Below are 17,526 nucleotides of genomic sequence, written 5' to 3'. Positions count from 1 at the left end.
ATTAACCCTTGATACCTGAAGTAGCAATTCCTTCAATAATGTGGCGTTGACAAAAGGCATACAATAATAAAACCGGCAATTCAGCTATAAATGCTCCTGCCATCATAAGATGCCATTGAGTTACAAACTCTCCCTGGAAAGTACGCAAACCGACTTGAATCGGCTGCAGGGCTACCGAGTCAATGACAATAAGCGGCCATAGAAAGGAGTTCCATTCGCCCAGGAAAATAAATATGCCCAATGTCACAAATGCAGACTTTGCCAGAGGAATGATAATATTCCAGTAAATCCTAAAACGGCTGCACCCGTCTATTCTCGCCGCTTCCTCAAGCTCGACAGGTATGGTCAGAAAAAATTGTCTCAGCATAAACACCCCGAAAGCCGTAAATAATTGGGGGAAAATCAATGCGTTATACGTATTGAGCCAACCGAATTCTTTCATAATCAAAAAATTGGGAATCATCGTGACCTGCTGCGGGATCATCATGGTTGTCAAAAAGCATAGAAAGAGAATGCTTTTCCCTTTAAAATTCAATCGTGCAAATGCATAAGCTGCCAATGACGAAACGAGCATGGCTAAAATCGTGACCGAAACAGCAATAAAGAATGAGTTTAAAATAAACCGTCCCATCGGGATGCTTTGAAAAACCTCCACATAGTTGCTAAATCGAAATGTCTCGGGGATCCACCGAATTGGGATTTCGCTTACTTCCTCCAAATTTTTCAATGATGATGATACCATCCAAATAAAAGGGAGTACCATAATTCCGGAAAAAGCAATTAATATGATGTACGTAATTAAATTTGTAATCCGCTTCAGGGTCGACCGCTTCATGGCGATGGACGACGCTTTTGCCGTAGTTTGGACCGTTTCCAAGGATTAGGTGGCCTCCCTTCGATGATTGACATAGGACTGAGTCAAAGTAACAATTAATAGAATAATGAATAATACCCATGCAATTGCTGAAGCATAGCCCATATTGAAATACTTGAATCCTTGCTGGTAGATGTATAAAACCAGCGTGTTTGTCGAAGCGCCGGGACCACCTTCCGTCATAATTAATGCATACCCAAACACTTGGAAAGAATGGATAATCGAAATCACGGTTATAAAAAAGGTAGTAGGCCGCAGCAAGGGAAGCGTGATTTTCCAAAATATGTTCCACCTGCTTGAACCGTCAATTTCAGCAGCCTCATATAATTCTTTGGGTACGTTCTGCAAGCCGGCCAAAAAAATAACCATATTATAGCCGATTGTTTTCCAGATCGTAACAATGATGATAGAGGGTAATGCCCAAGTGGTACTGGTTAGCCATGTAGGGGGATTCTGAATTCCGAATTCCCTCAATAATACATTGATCAAGCCGACATCAGGGTTGTATAACCACTTCCAGACCAGCGAGATCGCGACCGTTGAAGTCATGACAGGGAGAAAATAAACCGTTCGCCACAGGGCAATACCGATTATTTTTTGATTTAATAACAAGGCAGCAGCCAACCCCAAGGCGATACTTAAAGGAACAACACCTACCGCATACCAGAAAGTATTTTTCAGCGCTATCCAAAATATTTTGTCTTGGGTGAATATGTTGATGAAGTTCTCAAAGCCAACGAATTTGGGACTGGATAATGTATTCCATTCATAAAAGGAAATAACAAGCGAAGATACCAGAGGCACTACGGTAAAAATCGCAAATCCGATTATGGCCGGCAGCAAAAAGTAATAGGCTACCATTGTCTCGTTTAATAAAAACTTTCTTGGCATGCTGCACTCCCCCCAATATAAATGAATGAACCGGACAAGAGGGGCCAGAATCCTTTTCCGGTCACCATTACGTGTTTCCTTACTTAGGCATGATTGCGTTCACTTCGTTCTCTATGAGCTTCAGCGATTCATCGATATTTCCGTTCTTATCCAGGAAATAAAGACTCAAATACTTTTTAATAATGGTGTCGGTTTGTGTCCAAACGGGATTCGTAGGCTTTACAGCGGAATGCTCCGTGTAACTTTCCAATGCGACATTGCGATCAACTTTAAATTTGTCGCCCGGCAAATACCTGGACTCGTCATTCAGAATGGACTCTCTGACAGGAGCGGAAAAACCGGTGCTGATCAGAATTTCCTGACCCTTCGGACCGTTAATAAACTTGGCCAATTCCCAAGCCGCTTCTTTGTTCTTGCTGGCCTTCGGTATTGCTAAACTTGTAGGAGATAAGGCGCCGATACGGTTCTGGGGGCCCATAGGGAATAAAGCGATATCCCATTCGAAATTAGCCTTTTGCATAGTTGCAATAAACGAACCCGCATCAAAGTGCATAGCTATTTTTTCATTCATGAATAGTGACTGAGGAGTGTCATTGGTATAAACGCTGGGGTTGGGTGCAATTTGATGCACATAGATGAGGTCATGTAGATACTGGAAAGCCTTTCTGCTTTCGGGTGAGTTTAGAATAAATTTTTTCCCGTCCGGACTGAAATAATCGCCGCCCGCTTGCCAGATATAGCTGGCCCCTATGTCCGATATTTCCCCTTGAAAGCCAATCGCGTACACCTTCTTATTCGGATCGGAGCTGTTGTTGGTCAGCTTTTTTCCCTGCTCGATCAATGTGTCCCATGTCCAGGTATCATCCGGATATTTAACGCCGGCCTCGTCAAAAATCCTCTTGTTGTAGAAGATTGTTCTGCCCGCCGAATTTCTAGGCAAAGCCCAAATCTCCCCGTTATATTCCATTGCTTTCATCAATCGTTCAAAGTTGTCGCCGAAATTTTCTATATCCCACTCGTCTTTAATCCATTTGGTTTGCGGCTCCAATACTCCGGCTGCGGCAAAAGAAATCAGGTCATTGGCTGTGAAGTTGATAAGATCCGGCTGGGTGCCGCCCGTGAATGTAGTCTGAATTTTGGTTAAATACTCGGCTGGAATATAAACAGGTTCAACCGTAATATTAGGATGCTCTTTCATAAACGCCTCAATTACGGCAATGTGCAAAGCTTTTGTATCCGTATCGCCCCAGAAGGAATATTTAATCGTCACTTTTTTATCCGGATCATTTTTTGGCGCCGATTCGTTGTCCGAGGCCTGCGTGTTAGAAGCTGTGGAACCGTCGGATGCCGGACTACCTGAACTGCAGGCGCTTAAAACAACAATCGACATTGCAATCAGAGCTATAACTTTGAATATCTTCATTTCTTATCACCCTCCCGAATTGTAGTTCATACCAGCCATGCTTAAAGCTTGCTTGGAATTCATCTAAATTCGCGGATCACCTCCAATTATAATGTACCGTCTTCAAGACAGCGCTTACAAAACGGCATGCCTCCCCCGTGCTCAAGCCCACATCTTGCAACTTGGTTCCACCATTCAAAGAAAGAACCCATTCAATATAATCGAATGCAAGTGTAGTGGGCTTGTACTGCTGCCTGAGCATTGCAGATACGCGTCTATCGATCGGTTCTATGCAACTCTATAACACGGTAATTTACAAATATGCTATTCCTTTCTTTGCAATAAACGATTTTTCGCATCCCAAATGTGCTTAGTAACGGCTTCCTCGGCACGATAGATATCACGGAATCGAATTGCCTCCACAATTTTGACGTGCTCAGCTGCAGCCTCACGCTGGTCCACTTCACCCCTTACATGATAAAAACGAGCGATATGCAGATGACAATGCATGCCTTTGTACGCATCGGTTAGAAATGAATTTTCTGTCGCCTGTACCATGGTCAAGTGAAACAGATGATCTAATTGATTAAATTCAAGCACCTCCCTGTAAGATGACCCCATCTTAATGGCAGAGATTTGTTCGATTAATCTGGTCATTCCATCTAAAATATGTAAACGGTTGTAGCGGATTATATTTCGAACTGCGTGCGTCTCGATTAAAATTCGAGCCTCCAACATATCGGTCATGCTTTGATCATCCAAAATACCGCTGACTCTGTATCCCTTATAGGGTTCAAGTATAACTAACTTCTCGGAATGAAAGCGGGAGAGTACTTCTCTTAGCGGGATGGGGCTAATATTTAACTCCTTCGATAGATGATCAATATTAATCTTTTGTCCAGGAGATAATTTCCACTCAAAAATCTGCTCTTTTAACAAGTTGTAAATATACTCGGTTGTAACCCCTTTTTCCATATCCATTCACTTCCACCTTTCCTTGGCTAAGAAAAAAATCATGGACACTAATCAGCGTGATAATATATTAAAGATAATCAATCATATATTATCTGTCAATAAAAAGTTTGATTAATGCTATTAAATACAAAGGGTTTTCTTTAATAAAAGACTGGTAAAAACCATGTTGCCCAATAGAGCTCAGCTGCAGAAAACAGGCAGGCATCTTCAGAAGCTTACGGATATTCGAATAATGGTCTTATCCTGTGCATGATGAAGCACACACATGATGATTTTCCTGAAATTTTCTTGTTAAATCAAGTATTTAAGGGATTCCGCGCGACTCCCTTAATCCATAATAACATATGTGAAATCCTATTGATTTTTCATAAAAACAAGACGTTCTCTTCATTTTATCCAATCAATTATGCGTCCATAAAATAGGGGATTTAAGTATACTTATATGCAGTAATTTTATGCAGAACTAAAGTAAGAAAAAAGGTTTTTCAACAATAATCATATATTATTATGCGGGTAATACCTAATATAATATATGATTATTCAGATAATTGGCCTTACGGGGATGCATTTCTCGAAGAGAAAATGCATTGAAACCGACCCAAAAAGGCAGCCTGATCCAATATGGATCAGGCTGCCCGACTATCTATAATGTATGATCCAGACCGCGATCTCCTATCCTCACCAATTCCCTATCCGCCAAGTTTGGCGGCTTGATTGTTGTTTGCTTGCCCTTTATGCGCTCATTCACTCTCTTTCATGACGAATTATTTGACGCTCTGTAACCAATCGTTTGCTTCTTTAGTTAGTTGATCTCCTCCATCCTTATACCAACGATTCACGGCATCGTTGAATGTGATGTCAATATCGATATCGCCGGCTATAGCTTTCACCACATATTCCTTAATCCGGGTATCGGTAATCTCCGAATATTTGGCCGCAGATGGCAGCACAATTCCTAATTTATTTTCATAGGAAGGAAAAGTATTGATAACATCCATGGTTAGCTTATAGCGCTGGTCTGCGCGCGGTCCGCCAATGACGCTGAAAAATTCCGGATTCGTATTCTGTACAGGATTCAAGATCCAATCTCCTAATTTCTTGTAACCGGGATCATATAAAGCATGCTTGACCCAATCCGGATTCAGCAGCCTTCGTCCCTTCTCGTCGCTTTTCCACTCCAATCCGTCAATCCCGTAACTGAGGTATAGATAGGCTTCTTCATCGCTTGTAATATAATCGACGATTCTTAGTAATTTGGCCAGCTTCTCAGGATCCTTCTCCATTTGTTTTCCAAACACCATTGGACTGCCCTGAAAACCGGAACGATAAAAGCCTTTGGCTCCGTTTGGTCCTGTTAACGACGGCAAGTTAATATAAATCGGCTGGGGCACTTGATCATTAAAGTCGGTGAACAGCTTAGTCGCGTACATAGTGTCCGGATTGTTCTTATTATCCTCAAAGAACTTTTGCCACTCTGGACTATTTTTGACCCATCTGTAGTTAATATGGCCGTCATTATCCCATTGGCTGTCCTCAAAACCAAGGTTATCCATATATCCGATCTTGCCTTCAGAGAACTTGGTCGCCAGGTCTTCAACTTCTGTGCTTCTTGCGTTATCGGTAATAAATTCCGGCGAAATCAGTTCCATCTCATACCAGCTATGAAGCCTCTTCAAGGCTTCTTTGGTTTCATTAGTTGTGAAACCAAACTGCAGCTTGCCGTCACGCTCAACCCAGAGGAACGGATTGGTTCCGTAGGCGCCGAAGATGGATTGAAACCAGATCTCGCCGTCTTCGGTGCTTGCATTCGACAGCGCATAGGTGTCCTTCTTGCCGTTCTTATCGGGATCATCGTTTCTGAATCGTTTGAAGGCTTCTTCAAGCTCATCCAACGTTTGCGGGACCTTATTGATTCCTACGTTCGTTAACCAGTCTGCCCGAATGTTTGCAGTGAGCGGTACTCCGCCTTTGGCTGCGTAGAAGGGCAGGGCCATGTTTTTACCATCGATCTGGACGCTTTGAAATAAATCAGCCTTCTCGATTTGAGGATAATAGTTCGGCATATTCTTCTCAATCATATCCACGGGAACTTCCGCCAGGAGACCTTGGTTGGCGTACTCGCTTACATTCAACAATGGGATATAGGATAAGAAGTCGGGAATCGTGCCGGTGGCAAACATCGTATTTAACTGCTCATTCCGATTTGTACTGTCAAGCGGGACAAATTTGAGCTTGACGTTAAACTTCTTTTCAAAATATTGCTGGCCAAACGATCCCTCCTTCTCCGGAGATGTCGGAAATTGAACGGTATACTCGTACGTAGGCGTGTTCTTAAAGTATTCAGGCGTCTCCACCTTGGCAAGAGCATCTGCGATCAATTTATTGTCGGCCGATAAGGAAAAGGGGTCCGTGCTATCCGTGGCTGTATCTGCTTTTGGGGCGTTGTTCCCCTCCTGATTTTGCTGATTGCCCGTACAGCCCGCAAGCATTGCGGCAATCAGGCACACAATCAAGGCTGCCGTCATTGGTCTCTTTTTCCATGTCATCCTTTAACCTCCCAATATTCGTTTACGATTCAAATTGCTCCTATAAATCGTCGTGTGAATCAGCCTTTAACCGCTCCCATAACCACTCCTTTGACAAAGTATTTTTGGATAAACGGATAGACGCACACAATGGGAATCATCGTGATCAGGATCCCTGCCGCCTTGATGCTCTCTGCGGTGGGAACACTATCCATATTGGCGAATCCGATTGTGCTGGCCATCAACATCTGGCTTTGTTCAATAACGAGCTTTCTAATCAGAACCTGAATCACTTGTTTATCCAGTGACTGAACATAGATCAATGAATCAAACCATGAATTCCAATGCGCAACGGCCACCCATAGGCTGATTGTCGCGATCGCCGGCCCCGACAGGGGGACAATAATATAAAAGAAGGTTTTCCAATCACTTGCCCCGTCCATCTTGGCTGATTCATCCAGACTCTCGGGAATCGTCATAAAAAAGTTCCGCAGAATCAGAATGAAGAAGGAGTTGAATAAAAATGGAGGAGCCAGAATATAAACCAGCGGGTTATCCAATAACCCCAAACTTTTAATCAAGATAAAGGTAGGGATCAAGCCGCCTGTAAAAAACATCGTAAAAATGAAATAAAAGGTGAACGTTTTTTTTAATGGTATTTTTTTTGAAAGCGCATAGGCTGTCAACGCCATTAAAAATACGCCTGCAATCGTGCCGATTACGGTTCGGCAAATCGTATAGAAATAACCGGTATAAATAAAGGTTGTCTTGAAAAATGCCGTGTACGCCTCCGGAGTAAATCCCTGCGGCCACAATAATACAGTGGCACTGGTCCCGCCTGCGGCCAACCCTTCACGGGTACTTAACGACAAGCAAATCAAGTATACGACCGGATAAATGATTGAAACGCATAATAAGATAAGCGCTGTGTAGTTGAAATAATCAAACACGGTGAAGCGCTTTCTTCTTTCGACGGGCATTTCCGTCACCTCCTACCATAATCCGGTTTGGCCGAATCTGTTCGCGACCCGATTCACCAGGAGAACCAGCGCTAAGCCGATCGCATTCTTGAATAAACCCACAGCCGTGGAAAAGCTGTAATTCATTTGTGTAAGGCCCACGCGGTATACATAAGTGTCAATAATGTCGCCGACCTCATATACTCTCGGATTATACAGATTGAAAATCTGGTCAAAGCCGGCATTCATCAGATTGCCAATATTAAATATCATCATAATAATAATGACATTCATAATCGAAGGCAGCGTAATACGCCAGATTTTCGTGAACCTGCCCGCTCCGTCTATGGTTGCCGATTCATAAATTTGCGGATCCACGCCAGTAATAGCTGCCAGATAAATAATGGAGCCCCATCCGACGCTTTGCCAAATATCCGAGACGATCAGTACGGGTATGAACCAATTAGGATCGGCCAAAAAGTAGATCGCCTTGCCGCCCAGCGCCTTAATGATATTGTTCACAAGTCCGCTGACGGGAGATAACAGCTCGATCATGATGCTTCCGATAATCACCCATGATAGAAAGTGAGGCAGATAACTGATCGTTTGGACGATTTTCTTAAACTTGTCATGAAATATCTCATTTAATATAAGAGCCAGAACGATGCCGGACGTGTAAACGAATAGGAGCTTCAAACCGCTAATAATCAGCGTATTTCTCAATACTCTTATAAATTCGTATGTGTGGAACATCTGATTGAAATTCTCAAAACCGATCCATGGGCTTCCCAATATACCATCCATAATTTGAAAGTCCTTGAATGCGATCGTCAGGCCATACATAGGAATGTAGTAAAAAATGAAATACCAGACAAACGCCGGCAATAAAAACAAGAGCAGAAGCTTCGATTTCCGGCATTCTTTAATGAATACAGCAAGCCTTGAATTTGCGGCATTCTTATGTCTTAATTTCCCGTTTTCGCGAGTGATCGCCCAAGGTTTTGACACCTGAATTCCTCCTTAAGCTTGACGGCTACGCATATAGAACGACCAAACCTTCTTCTACGGCTACCGGGTAGGTTTCGAGACTCTCCTCTAATGGCTCGACCGCCACATCATAACTCTTTACCAGACACTTGTGGGGGTTGAAGAGCGATTTGCCCGTTGTTACATCAAATTCCCATCCATGCCAGGGGCAAGCGAGTATTTCTCCCTCCCGCCCATAACGGTAGGTGCCAGGTAATGATGGCAATGTCGTCCCGGTAAGTCTGCCCTTGCATAAAGGCGCTCCTTGATGCGGGCAGCTGTTGCGCAGGGCATAATAGCTGCCGTTTGCGTTGAACACGCCAACAGACCTCCCCCCAACCTGGACGATCTTCCGCTGACCGGGTTCCATTTCAGTTGTTTTACATACCACCAAACGTTCCATAAACAAGTGCTCCTTTACTCATAAGTTATAGAATGCCTTCGCGTTCTCGAAGAAGATACGCCGCTGCAGCTCATCCGGCAATTTCGGAAAAGCACGTCTGGGCGAATCAAAGTCCCAGTGAGGATAGTCACTGGCAAACATCAGGATATGCTCGGCATCCATAGCTTCGAGCATCGTCAGCAAATACTTATCATTATCAGGACGTTCGATCGGCTGGCTTGTCAACCGGACATGATCCCGTAAAAATTCGCTTGGACGTTTTTCGAGCCATGGCACCTCGTAACGCAGTCCTTTATATTCCGCATCCAGTCTCCACATCAATGGAGGCAGCCAGGAAACTCCTCCTTCCACGAGTACAATCTTGAAGTTGGGAAATTTAACAAACACTCCCTCGGTCAAGAAGCTGACCAAATGCGCCTGGAACGCAAGAGACAAACAGGTATGGAATTCAATATACCGGCTGGGATGACCCGGAGTCGGCTGATGATTGATGCCCATTCCGTCGGTACCGGGATGGATAGCGAGCGGGAACCCGTATTTCTCGCAAGCTTCGTAAATCGGATAATATTGTCGCTGACCGAACGGAGCGCGGGCGCCGGAATCAGTCATGACCTGCACGAAATGCGGATGTCCCGCCCAACGCTCAATCTCTTTGGCAGCTCCGATGGGGTCCTGAGTGGCAATATATAAGGAGCCTTTAAATTTGCCGTCATGATTGTATTTGTCCAGCCACGTGTCGGCAAGCCAGTCGTTGTAGGCTGCCGCTACCGCCGAAGCCATATCGGGATCCGGGAGGTTGTTCAGCATAGCGCGGGGCAGCAAAATAGCAAAATCGACATCGTATTCGTCTATAAGCTGCTCCCGCAAAAAATCGGGGTCGGAGCCCGCTCCTCCGCCTCCCGGCGGCGCCGCATCCTTCCGGTTTCCCTGAATGTTGCCGTACGCGCGACTCAGAGGACGGTACCAGTCCTGCCATGGCTGCGGCAAATACTTGTTCAATTCTTCTCTTGATTTGGGATACACATGTACATCACAATCAATAATACCTTTCTTCACTGCAGTCTCTTTTGTCACTTGAATTTCCTCCTTAAATGACTTCATCTGCTTCATCGTTAGCGTCTCCGAGCTCAGTGTCCCTTCCTGTATTTGTGAATTTTGTGTGAATGCATCTACAATGTAAACATACGAACATGCAAATGCAATAAACATGTTTCCGGCCATGCACTCTTATGCGGCCCGGCAGTACCATGTGCTGATCCACAATTATGCTGAATGCACAGTATTTTATAACCACTGCTCCCTGCTTGACCCGCCGGCTGCATCGTTCCTCATGCATAATCCTCAAAAGTGTCCAGCCACGCGATGCACAATTCATGCGTAATACACCATTACAGCAGTCCAAATGCCCGTTGGTGCATGATAAGCTGCAGCAGCGGACCCACCGGAGGCAAACCGCGCGTCAACGAAAAAAAGCCCAATTCGTCCTTAATTTCCAGACGAAATTGAGCTTTGACCGGTATAATGTGAAGGCAGCGTCCATCATTATATGTCAATAGACAAAGGATACGGCTCGCCTTATTTGCGGAAATCGCCAGGAGTCATGCCAACCACTTTCTTAAATACCCGAATAAAGGAAAACGGATGCACATAACCAACCTTTAAAGCGATATCCTGCACGGGCTCCATCGTACTTTGCAGAAGCTCCTTAGCGCGAGTCAAACGAATTCGAACCAGGTAGTCAACGAATTTTTCCCCATACTCTTTCTTAAACAATTCGCTTAAAGCGCGGGCATTGATATTAAATTCATCGCTCAAGTAAGCAAGGGAAAGATCGGGATTCGCATAACACTCTTCAATATATTTTTTAACTTCGTGGATCAGTTGGTAGTTGGCCCTGCTTTCCCTCAGAGAACGCAGCTCCATCTCTAATGCTTTCATGATTTGATGGGTACGGGTTTGAAGCTCATCGAGCATCTCAGCTTTCTGCAGCATTAAGGTCAAATCAGACAACGCGGTTTTTGTCCAAATGCTCTGAACCTCCAATGAAACCGCATTCATTTCTTTGTCCAAATAAAAGATGAAGTAATTCATTAAGCTTGTTATATCCTTATTCGAAAGTAAGGCCATCTTCATTTCTTCAAAAAAACGCAAGAATAAAGCATCCCATTCCTCACCCATACGATAAACCTTGACGATCTGATGGACAAGCTGTAAATGAGTGAATATGTCCTGTTTGGGTTTGAGAATAATATCCGAACTGTTAATAACCCGTTGATTCCCCAATATCGCTTTGTAATTGAGATTATCCGATGCCTTTTCAAGCAGCCCGGGCAAATCAGCAAGATTGTCAGTATAGCCCGACATGCCAATCGTAACCGTAAAATCCAAATTATCATTGACCCAGGCGATCGCTGTGCCGCACATTTGCGGGATGGAGCTGCTCAATTGCTCTTCAAATTGTTCATGCTTATTGTTCAAGAAATATAAAATGCCCAACCTTGAATGGGTAATCCACTCGCACCATATAGAGATGAAATGATTTTGAGCCATTTCATTAACCATGCTCTGAATGACAAATTTAAGCAGATATTGGTCCCGATCCGAATACTGGACTGAAAATTCTGGATATTTATCAATCTCTAATATGCCGAAGGATACCTCATCAAAGCTTTCCTCCTGCCCAAGCCGCCTCATGTTCGTTTTCCATTCTTCAAGCGTAAAGGCGCGATGTCCGCTCATCAGCTCCATAAAGAGATGCCGGCGTATGTGAATAAGATCTTCGGCGTATTGGTTTTGAAAAGTATTGGATTGTTCCAGAAGATTATCGATGGCCATAGAGATAAATCTCATTTCGTCCGGTTTGCCTTTTCCAAAAATATCATAGTTCTTATTGAGGAAGAACTCATTGATCCGATTCATAATCGATTCGATAGGCTTGTAGTTTTTTCGGGTCACATAAACAATCCAGAGTACGCCGACGAGCAATGTTAAAAAGCAGGTAGCGACCCAAAAATAAGCAAAGCCCGAAAAGAAACTAAAGCTTTCCGCGTTTTTAATTCCACTGCTTATTATCCAATTGGTAAAATCGGATTTTACTTTTACGATTTCTTTGCCTTTGGCGGTATCTTCCTTGCCTTGTTCAACCGCCGTGCTGAAAATCAGACTTCCTGCTCTATCGTACAGATTGACAAAATTGATATTGTGGCTGGACATATTCATAACCAGGCTTCGAATTGTACTCACGCTTATGTTCACGACAACAATCCCCTGATCTCCGGTCAGAAAGGGAACTTTTCTTACCAGTGACACGACTTCGCTGGATTTTCTTGCTTTCTGGTCGTAGTACATTCGTTTCTCCGACCAGGAAGCGGTCAGATTCTGATTTAACTGCAATAAGATGAAATCCTTGTCAGCGAACTGATTAAAATCCGAATACATATTTTCACTCAATACCATATGGTCGGCTTGACGAAAAACATAAACGGAGTCAATATCCGGAAAATCCAATGAAAGACTTCTTAATTTTTGAACAATTTCATAATTTTCATATGTTCCATATTTGTGATCCTTGAAATATTGGATGAAGGTGGTATCAACCAATATTTCTTTAGTCACCATTCTTTCAATCGGCCGCAAAAAATTTTCCAATACCTGGCTAACCTGTTCGCTGAAAACATAAGTGGACTTAACTGTCGTTTTTTTAATATTTTCACTAATTGCCAAAAAGCTGATCAAGAACAATACACAAGACAGCAAGAAAAACGCAGGAAGGTACGAAAATAGCATTTTGTAAAACCAGGATCTGGTCTTTTTCATGTTCATCTCCTCCCCATAACTAAATTTATACTGCAACTACGGTTTCCAATATGTCCCACTCTCATGGTATTCTTCAGCCTGCCTACCGTCAAGTTCATTTTACCGCCGAAAATAAAGTTCTGCGGCGGCCTAAAAACGTTCGTTTCCCTTATTAATCGTACCGGGGGATGCGGCGGCTAACATCAAGCTGACTAACGGGAGCCATGCCCTGGAAAGGCTCAGCTCTCCCGCATTTGACCATGATCGCCCTTTACTGAGCGGGCAGCATTCTATTATGCACGACTGCAAGGTTTGAGAAAAAAAAAGCCCCTTGGTATGATTTATGGTCCCAGGCGCTGACTGGCTGCCGGACCATAAACAAACCAAGGAGACTGCAAAATGCGTTCTGCTCAAAAGGAGATAATTAACAAAAATCCCATTCACGTAATTTGCAGACGCGCCGTTACCGGATAATGATCCGAAGGAAACATGCCGTCGATCCGGCGCCGGTCGATCTCTGCGGAGAGCACCTCCATCTCGGGAGTAACGAAAATATAATCGATCACGCCTCCCTCCAGATTACCGGAGAATTGGGGGTTGGCCGAAGTGCCGATCGGGCCGTCTATGACCGCATATACGTCCTTCATCTCTACCAAGCCGTCCGCCACAGGGACTTCTCCGCGCATGATCTGCACGGCGAGCTCATCCGGCGTCGAATTGAAATCGCCCATCAGCATCGCCGGGAGCTGCTTCCGGGCGCGGATTTCGCGGATTCGGCTCCAGATCAGCTCGATCCCTTTCACTCTTGCCGTCCGGCCTTTGTGATCCAGGTGCGTATTGAACACGAGGAATTCGGTACCATCCGCTTTATGACGGATATGTGCCCACGTACAGATGCGAGGCAGTGAGCTGTCCCAGCCTTTGCTGGATTCCACTTCGGGATTCTCCGACAGCCAGAAGGTATGATCCTCGATGAGCTCGAGCTCGTCCTGCTTGTAAAAAATTGCGCAATGCTCGTCTTCATTGCCCCCGCGGCGTCCCGCGCCGACCCAGCCGTATTCGTCAAGCATCAGCTCCTCGAGCATATGAGCGCGGGCTTCCTGCGTCCCGAGGATGGAAGGAGCATGCTCGCGAATCATGCGTGCGGCCTTGTCGCAGCGGTAGACCCAGGCATGGTCACCGTCGCTCGCCGTACTCGTCCGCAGGTTGAATGTCATCACTGTCATTTCCATCTGATATCACTTCTCCTTTTTTATATAAGCCCAGCGAAAGATCAGTTACCTGTGGTCGACAGGGGGTTCCACTCGCTGTTCCAACTCCCCTGCCGACTTTTCCGCAACTTCTTCACCGGCCTTCTGCAAGTCTTTAGCCTTCAACCAGCCGCTGCTTCAGCGCCTGAATCTGTTCGGCCTCCAGACCGATCGACAGCAAGTAGCCCTCGGCATCCCCGTAGGCTGTCTTCACATGGTTCAGCAGCACAATCATATTCTCCGGCGGAGAACCGAGATGAATTTCGTACTGTTCCGGGCTCACCGTCATTGGACGGCCTTTGCGCAGTTCCTCCATCAAGGGAGCGAGACATACGGCCGTGAGAGCGTAGTCCTCCGCGATGATCTCGTGCGGCACGCCTGCCAGATCAAGCAGCAGAGCCGCGACTATGCCGGTGCGGTCCTTGCCCGCCTTGCAGTGAAACAAAGTCGCACCGCTCCCGGTGGAGCTGGCCAGGAGCGAGAATACGCGAAGCATCGGTTCCCGGGAGCCTTCAATAATGTCAATATAGAGCTCTCCCAGGCTGCGCAGATAGTCGCCCTGAGCTGCATGAATCAGACTGATGTTATGATAGGCTGCATCTCCTGAATCGGCGAATACGTCCCGCTGCTCGGCCAGCTCGCTGCTGTACCTCAGGTCAATGACCGTAGAGACTCCTCTGTTCACGAGGTTTTCCCGGCTTTTCCCGCTAAGCCCGTGCAGGCCGTCCGCTCTGTACAGCAAGCCCCAGCGGGTCGTCCTGCCGTCCTTCGTCTTGTACCCGCCGAGATCCCTCACGTTATAGGCGCCTTCTATTTGAAGAACGCGCTGTTGATCTGCCGTTTGCATATCCATGAATGATAACCGCCTTTATATTGAAATTAATATTGCATATCAAGCGCCCTCTTCGTCGATGGACAGCCCGTCATACGCAACGGCGACACGGTGACCGGTGCGGTCGAATTCCGCCTGCATCTCATCGTGGAGCAATTGATGGGCCGTATTAATATGCGTCGCCCATACAGGTGTCCGCTCGTTCACTAGTCCGATCTCCTTCATGCGCTCAAGCATCAGCACATAATTGGGAATGTCCAGATGGGAATTGGCATATTTCGGATATCCTTCGCGATTGCCGAACGTACACTCCATAATGAGCAAATCCACCGATTTCCCCTCCAGAAACCGCCACGTCTCCTCGGTGTACCAGCCGGTATCCGATGCATACAGCAGCTTCCTGCCGTCCGGCAGAGCAATGAGATAATTGATGGCCATTTCGTTCCTGCCCATGGCGTAATGATTGCCGGGCACGGTCGTTACCCTCAGCCTGCCGGCCTCATAGCTTTCGAAATAACGAAGCGGGTGAATGATAAACCGGCCGCCCCAGTCCGACCTGCCGGGAGCCGCGTCCAGACCGTACACGTCGAGCAATTTCCTGCTCCAATCGGCCGCGGGCTCGCTCAAGTAGATATGCAGCGGCTTATGGTTGTGCTCGATCCGGTTCAGCTTGGACATGATCTCCCCGACGTCAAAATGATCCTTATGGGTATGGGTGACGAGCAGATGCTCCAAATCGAACACATCAAGCCCCAGCTTGGTCATCTGATAGAAAATATCCGGACTAAAATCGATCTGATGCTGCGCATCGATGCGAAACGAGGAACGGCTGCGGATATTGGGGCCGCCCGCTTCCCTGATTCTGCTGCACAACCGGCAGCGGCAGAAGTATGACGGCGCGCCTTCGGCCGCGCCCGTCCCCAGAAATGTCATGTTCATTCGCTTGGTCCTCCATGAAGCGGCGTCGCCGCAAGCCGCCTGCACCCTCAAGCGGCAGGCGGCGCGGCGGACGCCTTTATTTGGCGAAGCGTTCGTTATAAGCCGCATTCATTTCCGTGATGATCTGCTGGTACTTGGCATCCGCCTTCAATTCGTTTACGTACTTGTCCCATGCCTCGATCGGCTGCTTGCCCATGATGACCTGGATTTTCAAGTCCTGAATCTTCTTCATAAACTCCGGTCCCACTTGATTAAACGTTTCGCTCTGCAAGCCGACGGCTGGGCTGCCAATGCTGTACTGCTCGCGGTCATCGATCAGCTTCTGCATATCCGCATACTGCTTGCAGGTGACGAACGATCCCGCCGCAGGCACACGGCCGTACTTGTCGTATCCGTTGAAAATTTGTCCGATGTCGCCGAAGTTGTCGGTCTTCTTCTGCGGCAAATCCTCGTATCCGCATTCGGCTTCCTTGATGTGAACGCCAAGCAGCCCCTTCTTCAGCATCAGCCCGTCCGGTGAAGAGCCGTAGTCCAGCATGGCCAATATCTTCTTCAGCTTCTCCTCGGAAACGGTCTTCTTCGGAATGACCAGTCCGCCGGTCATCCCCGTGCCCCGAATCGACATTTTCGCTTCGTTCGGGCTGATCATATACAGCGGCGACATCAATTGCGCATCAGGCGCCACCTTGACCAGATCGACCCCGATGTTGTTGATATTGTTGAGCGTGTTGTTGAAGCTGCCCGCCTTGTTGGATTTCAATTGATCCTCGTGCTGCGACGTCTTCATAATGGCAAAATCCTTCGGAATCAATCCCTCGGCGAACGCCTTGCTCAGATACACCAGCATGTCGCGGGTGCCCGGCAGCAGATCGGTATCAACGAGCTTGTCGCCGTCCAGCTTCCATTTGCCGTTGGAATTGTTGAACAGGTTCTGGAAGATGACAAAGTTGCCCATCGAATCCGAGTCCACGCTCCCCGTAAACCCGTACGTATCCTTCTGTCCGTCGCCGTCCGGGTCCTTCTCCGTGAAAGCCTTCATCACGTTATAAAAATCGTCCAGCGTCTGCGGCACCGGCAGCCCGAGCTTGTCCAGCCAATCCTGACGGATGATCGGGAAGCTGTCGCCGTCCAGCGCGCGCACCCGCGGGATCATGTAGTTCTTGCCCTTGACCTTCGTATTGTTCCATACATCCGGCGGGTAAGCCGCCAGATTCGGGTAGTCCTTGATGTAAGGCGTAAGATCCCAGAAAGCGCCCTGCTCCATCATGGTAAGCACGTTCGGGGTGAAGGGGTCCGTCAGCACCATCAGATCCGGAATGTCTCCGGACGCCAGCGTGACGTTGGCTTTCTCCTCGTAATTGTTGCTGGAGATGAGGGTCACGTCCATCTTCATGTTCGTACGCTTCTCGTATTCCTTCTTGATCACGTTATCGTCGGCAAACGGCTCAGGCTGATAGTACGGCGACATCACGGATATTTCGGTGATCTCTTGCGGAGCATCCGAAGCAGCAGCACCTGAAGCGGTGGAGCTGGAAGCTGCGTCATTCGCAGCTTCCTTGCCGCAGCCCGCCGCAACCAGCACAAGCGCCAGAAGCGGAAGCAGCCATTTCTTTCCCATCAATTTCATGAATATCCTCCTTAGTATTGAATCTCAT

14 protein-coding genes are annotated in these 17,526 nt (G+C 46.6%); all 14 read right to left on the bottom strand.

Features of this window, described 5'->3' with window-relative positions:
* Nucleotide 1: 1 nt before the first annotated feature.
* The 14 genes from AC0YOB_RS01125 to AC0YOB_RS01060 all read right to left on the bottom strand — a co-directional run bounded on the left by AC0YOB_RS01125 (nucleotide 2) and on the right by AC0YOB_RS01060 (nucleotide 17,498).
* A complete protein-coding gene (locus tag AC0YOB_RS01125; protein ID WP_475785586.1) occupies nucleotides 2-877 on the bottom strand; it encodes a carbohydrate ABC transporter permease in 876 nt (291 codons plus the stop codon).
* Nucleotides 878-880: 3 nt separating this feature from the next.
* Complete coding sequence (locus AC0YOB_RS01120) at nucleotides 881-1,765, bottom strand: carbohydrate ABC transporter permease (RefSeq protein WP_475791170.1); 885 nt, start codon at nucleotides 1,763-1,765, stop codon at nucleotides 881-883.
* A 79-nt stretch (nucleotides 1,766-1,844) separates the two neighbouring features.
* Entirely contained in the window at nucleotides 1,845-3,188 is a 1,344-nt protein-coding gene (locus AC0YOB_RS01115) for an ABC transporter substrate-binding protein (RefSeq protein ID WP_475791169.1), read from the bottom strand.
* Nucleotides 3,189-3,491: 303 nt separating this feature from the next.
* The gene (locus tag AC0YOB_RS01110) at nucleotides 3,492-4,148 is read right to left on the bottom strand and encodes a GntR family transcriptional regulator (protein ID WP_475785589.1); all 657 of its coding nucleotides are present in this window, start codon (nucleotides 4,146-4,148) and stop codon (nucleotides 3,492-3,494) included.
* A 758-nt stretch (nucleotides 4,149-4,906) separates the two neighbouring features.
* Nucleotides 4,907-6,688, bottom strand: coding sequence for an extracellular solute-binding protein (locus AC0YOB_RS01105; RefSeq protein ID WP_475791168.1), 1,782 nt, complete (start codon nucleotides 6,686-6,688; stop codon nucleotides 4,907-4,909).
* A 59-nt stretch (nucleotides 6,689-6,747) separates the two neighbouring features.
* Nucleotides 6,748-7,647, bottom strand: a complete 900-nt coding sequence (locus tag AC0YOB_RS01100) for a carbohydrate ABC transporter permease (RefSeq protein WP_210039479.1) — start codon at nucleotides 7,645-7,647, stop codon at nucleotides 6,748-6,750.
* A 12-nt stretch (nucleotides 7,648-7,659) separates the two neighbouring features.
* Nucleotides 7,660-8,634, bottom strand: coding sequence for an ABC transporter permease (locus AC0YOB_RS01095; RefSeq protein ID WP_475791167.1), 975 nt, complete (start codon nucleotides 8,632-8,634; stop codon nucleotides 7,660-7,662).
* A gap of 25 nt (nucleotides 8,635-8,659) precedes the next feature.
* Complete coding sequence (locus tag AC0YOB_RS01090) at nucleotides 8,660-9,055, bottom strand: Rieske (2Fe-2S) protein (protein ID WP_475765608.1); 396 nt, start codon at nucleotides 9,053-9,055, stop codon at nucleotides 8,660-8,662.
* 18 nt (nucleotides 9,056-9,073) lie between these two features.
* Nucleotides 9,074-10,129 carry an amidohydrolase family protein gene (locus tag AC0YOB_RS01085; protein WP_475791166.1) on the bottom strand — a complete coding sequence of 352 codons (1,056 nt, stop codon included), beginning with the start codon at nucleotides 10,127-10,129 and terminating at the stop codon, nucleotides 9,074-9,076.
* A 501-nt stretch (nucleotides 10,130-10,630) separates the two neighbouring features.
* Nucleotides 10,631-12,871 (bottom strand): helix-turn-helix transcriptional regulator, encoded by a 2,241-nt coding sequence (locus tag AC0YOB_RS01080; protein WP_475791165.1) that lies wholly within the window; start codon nucleotides 12,869-12,871, stop codon nucleotides 10,631-10,633.
* Nucleotides 12,872-13,290: 419 nt separating this feature from the next.
* Complete coding sequence (locus tag AC0YOB_RS01075; RefSeq protein ID WP_475791164.1) at nucleotides 13,291-14,082, bottom strand: endonuclease/exonuclease/phosphatase family protein; 792 nt, start codon at nucleotides 14,080-14,082, stop codon at nucleotides 13,291-13,293.
* A gap of 133 nt (nucleotides 14,083-14,215) precedes the next feature.
* Nucleotides 14,216-14,953, bottom strand: coding sequence for a tyrosine-protein phosphatase (locus AC0YOB_RS01070; protein ID WP_475791163.1), 738 nt, complete (start codon nucleotides 14,951-14,953; stop codon nucleotides 14,216-14,218).
* A gap of 39 nt (nucleotides 14,954-14,992) precedes the next feature.
* Nucleotides 14,993-15,871, bottom strand: a complete 879-nt coding sequence (locus tag AC0YOB_RS01065) for an MBL fold metallo-hydrolase (RefSeq protein ID WP_475791162.1) — start codon at nucleotides 15,869-15,871, stop codon at nucleotides 14,993-14,995.
* 76 nt (nucleotides 15,872-15,947) lie between these two features.
* Nucleotides 15,948-17,498, bottom strand: a complete 1,551-nt coding sequence (locus tag AC0YOB_RS01060; RefSeq protein WP_475791161.1) for an extracellular solute-binding protein — start codon at nucleotides 17,496-17,498, stop codon at nucleotides 15,948-15,950.
* Nucleotides 17,499-17,526: the final 28 nt, after the last annotated feature.

The sequence above is a fragment of the Paenibacillus sp. JT31N17 genome (genome assembly GCF_056269255.1).
This window is presented reverse-complemented; position numbering and strand designations above follow the sequence as displayed.

What these genes read in the sequence shown, in the direction of transcription:
- AC0YOB_RS01120 (WP_475791170.1), bottom strand. Translation starts at nt 1,765, where the DNA reads ATGCCAAGAAAGTTTTTATTAAACGAGACAATGGTAGCCTATTACTTT.
- AC0YOB_RS01115 (WP_475791169.1), bottom strand. Translation starts at nt 3,188, where the DNA reads ATGAAGATATTCAAAGTTATAGCTCTGATTGCAATGTCGATTGTTGTT.
- AC0YOB_RS01110 (WP_475785589.1), bottom strand. Translation starts at nt 4,148, where the DNA reads ATGGATATGGAAAAAGGGGTTACAACCGAGTATATTTACAACTTGTTA.
- AC0YOB_RS01105 (WP_475791168.1), bottom strand. Translation starts at nt 6,688, where the DNA reads ATGACATGGAAAAAGAGACCAATGACGGCAGCCTTGATTGTGTGCCTG.
- AC0YOB_RS01100 (WP_210039479.1), bottom strand. Translation starts at nt 7,647, where the DNA reads ATGCCCGTCGAAAGAAGAAAGCGCTTCACCGTGTTTGATTATTTCAAC.
- AC0YOB_RS01090 (WP_475765608.1), bottom strand. Translation starts at nt 9,055, where the DNA reads ATGGAACGTTTGGTGGTATGTAAAACAACTGAAATGGAACCCGGTCAG.
- AC0YOB_RS01080 (WP_475791165.1), bottom strand. Translation starts at nt 12,871, where the DNA reads ATGAAAAAGACCAGATCCTGGTTTTACAAAATGCTATTTTCGTACCTT.
- AC0YOB_RS01075 (WP_475791164.1), bottom strand. Translation starts at nt 14,082, where the DNA reads ATGGAAATGACAGTGATGACATTCAACCTGCGGACGAGTACGGCGAGC.
- AC0YOB_RS01070 (WP_475791163.1), bottom strand. Translation starts at nt 14,953, where the DNA reads ATGGATATGCAAACGGCAGATCAACAGCGCGTTCTTCAAATAGAAGGC.
- AC0YOB_RS01065 (WP_475791162.1), bottom strand. Translation starts at nt 15,871, where the DNA reads ATGAACATGACATTTCTGGGGACGGGCGCGGCCGAAGGCGCGCCGTCA.
- AC0YOB_RS01060 (WP_475791161.1), bottom strand. Translation starts at nt 17,498, where the DNA reads ATGAAATTGATGGGAAAGAAATGGCTGCTTCCGCTTCTGGCGCTTGTG.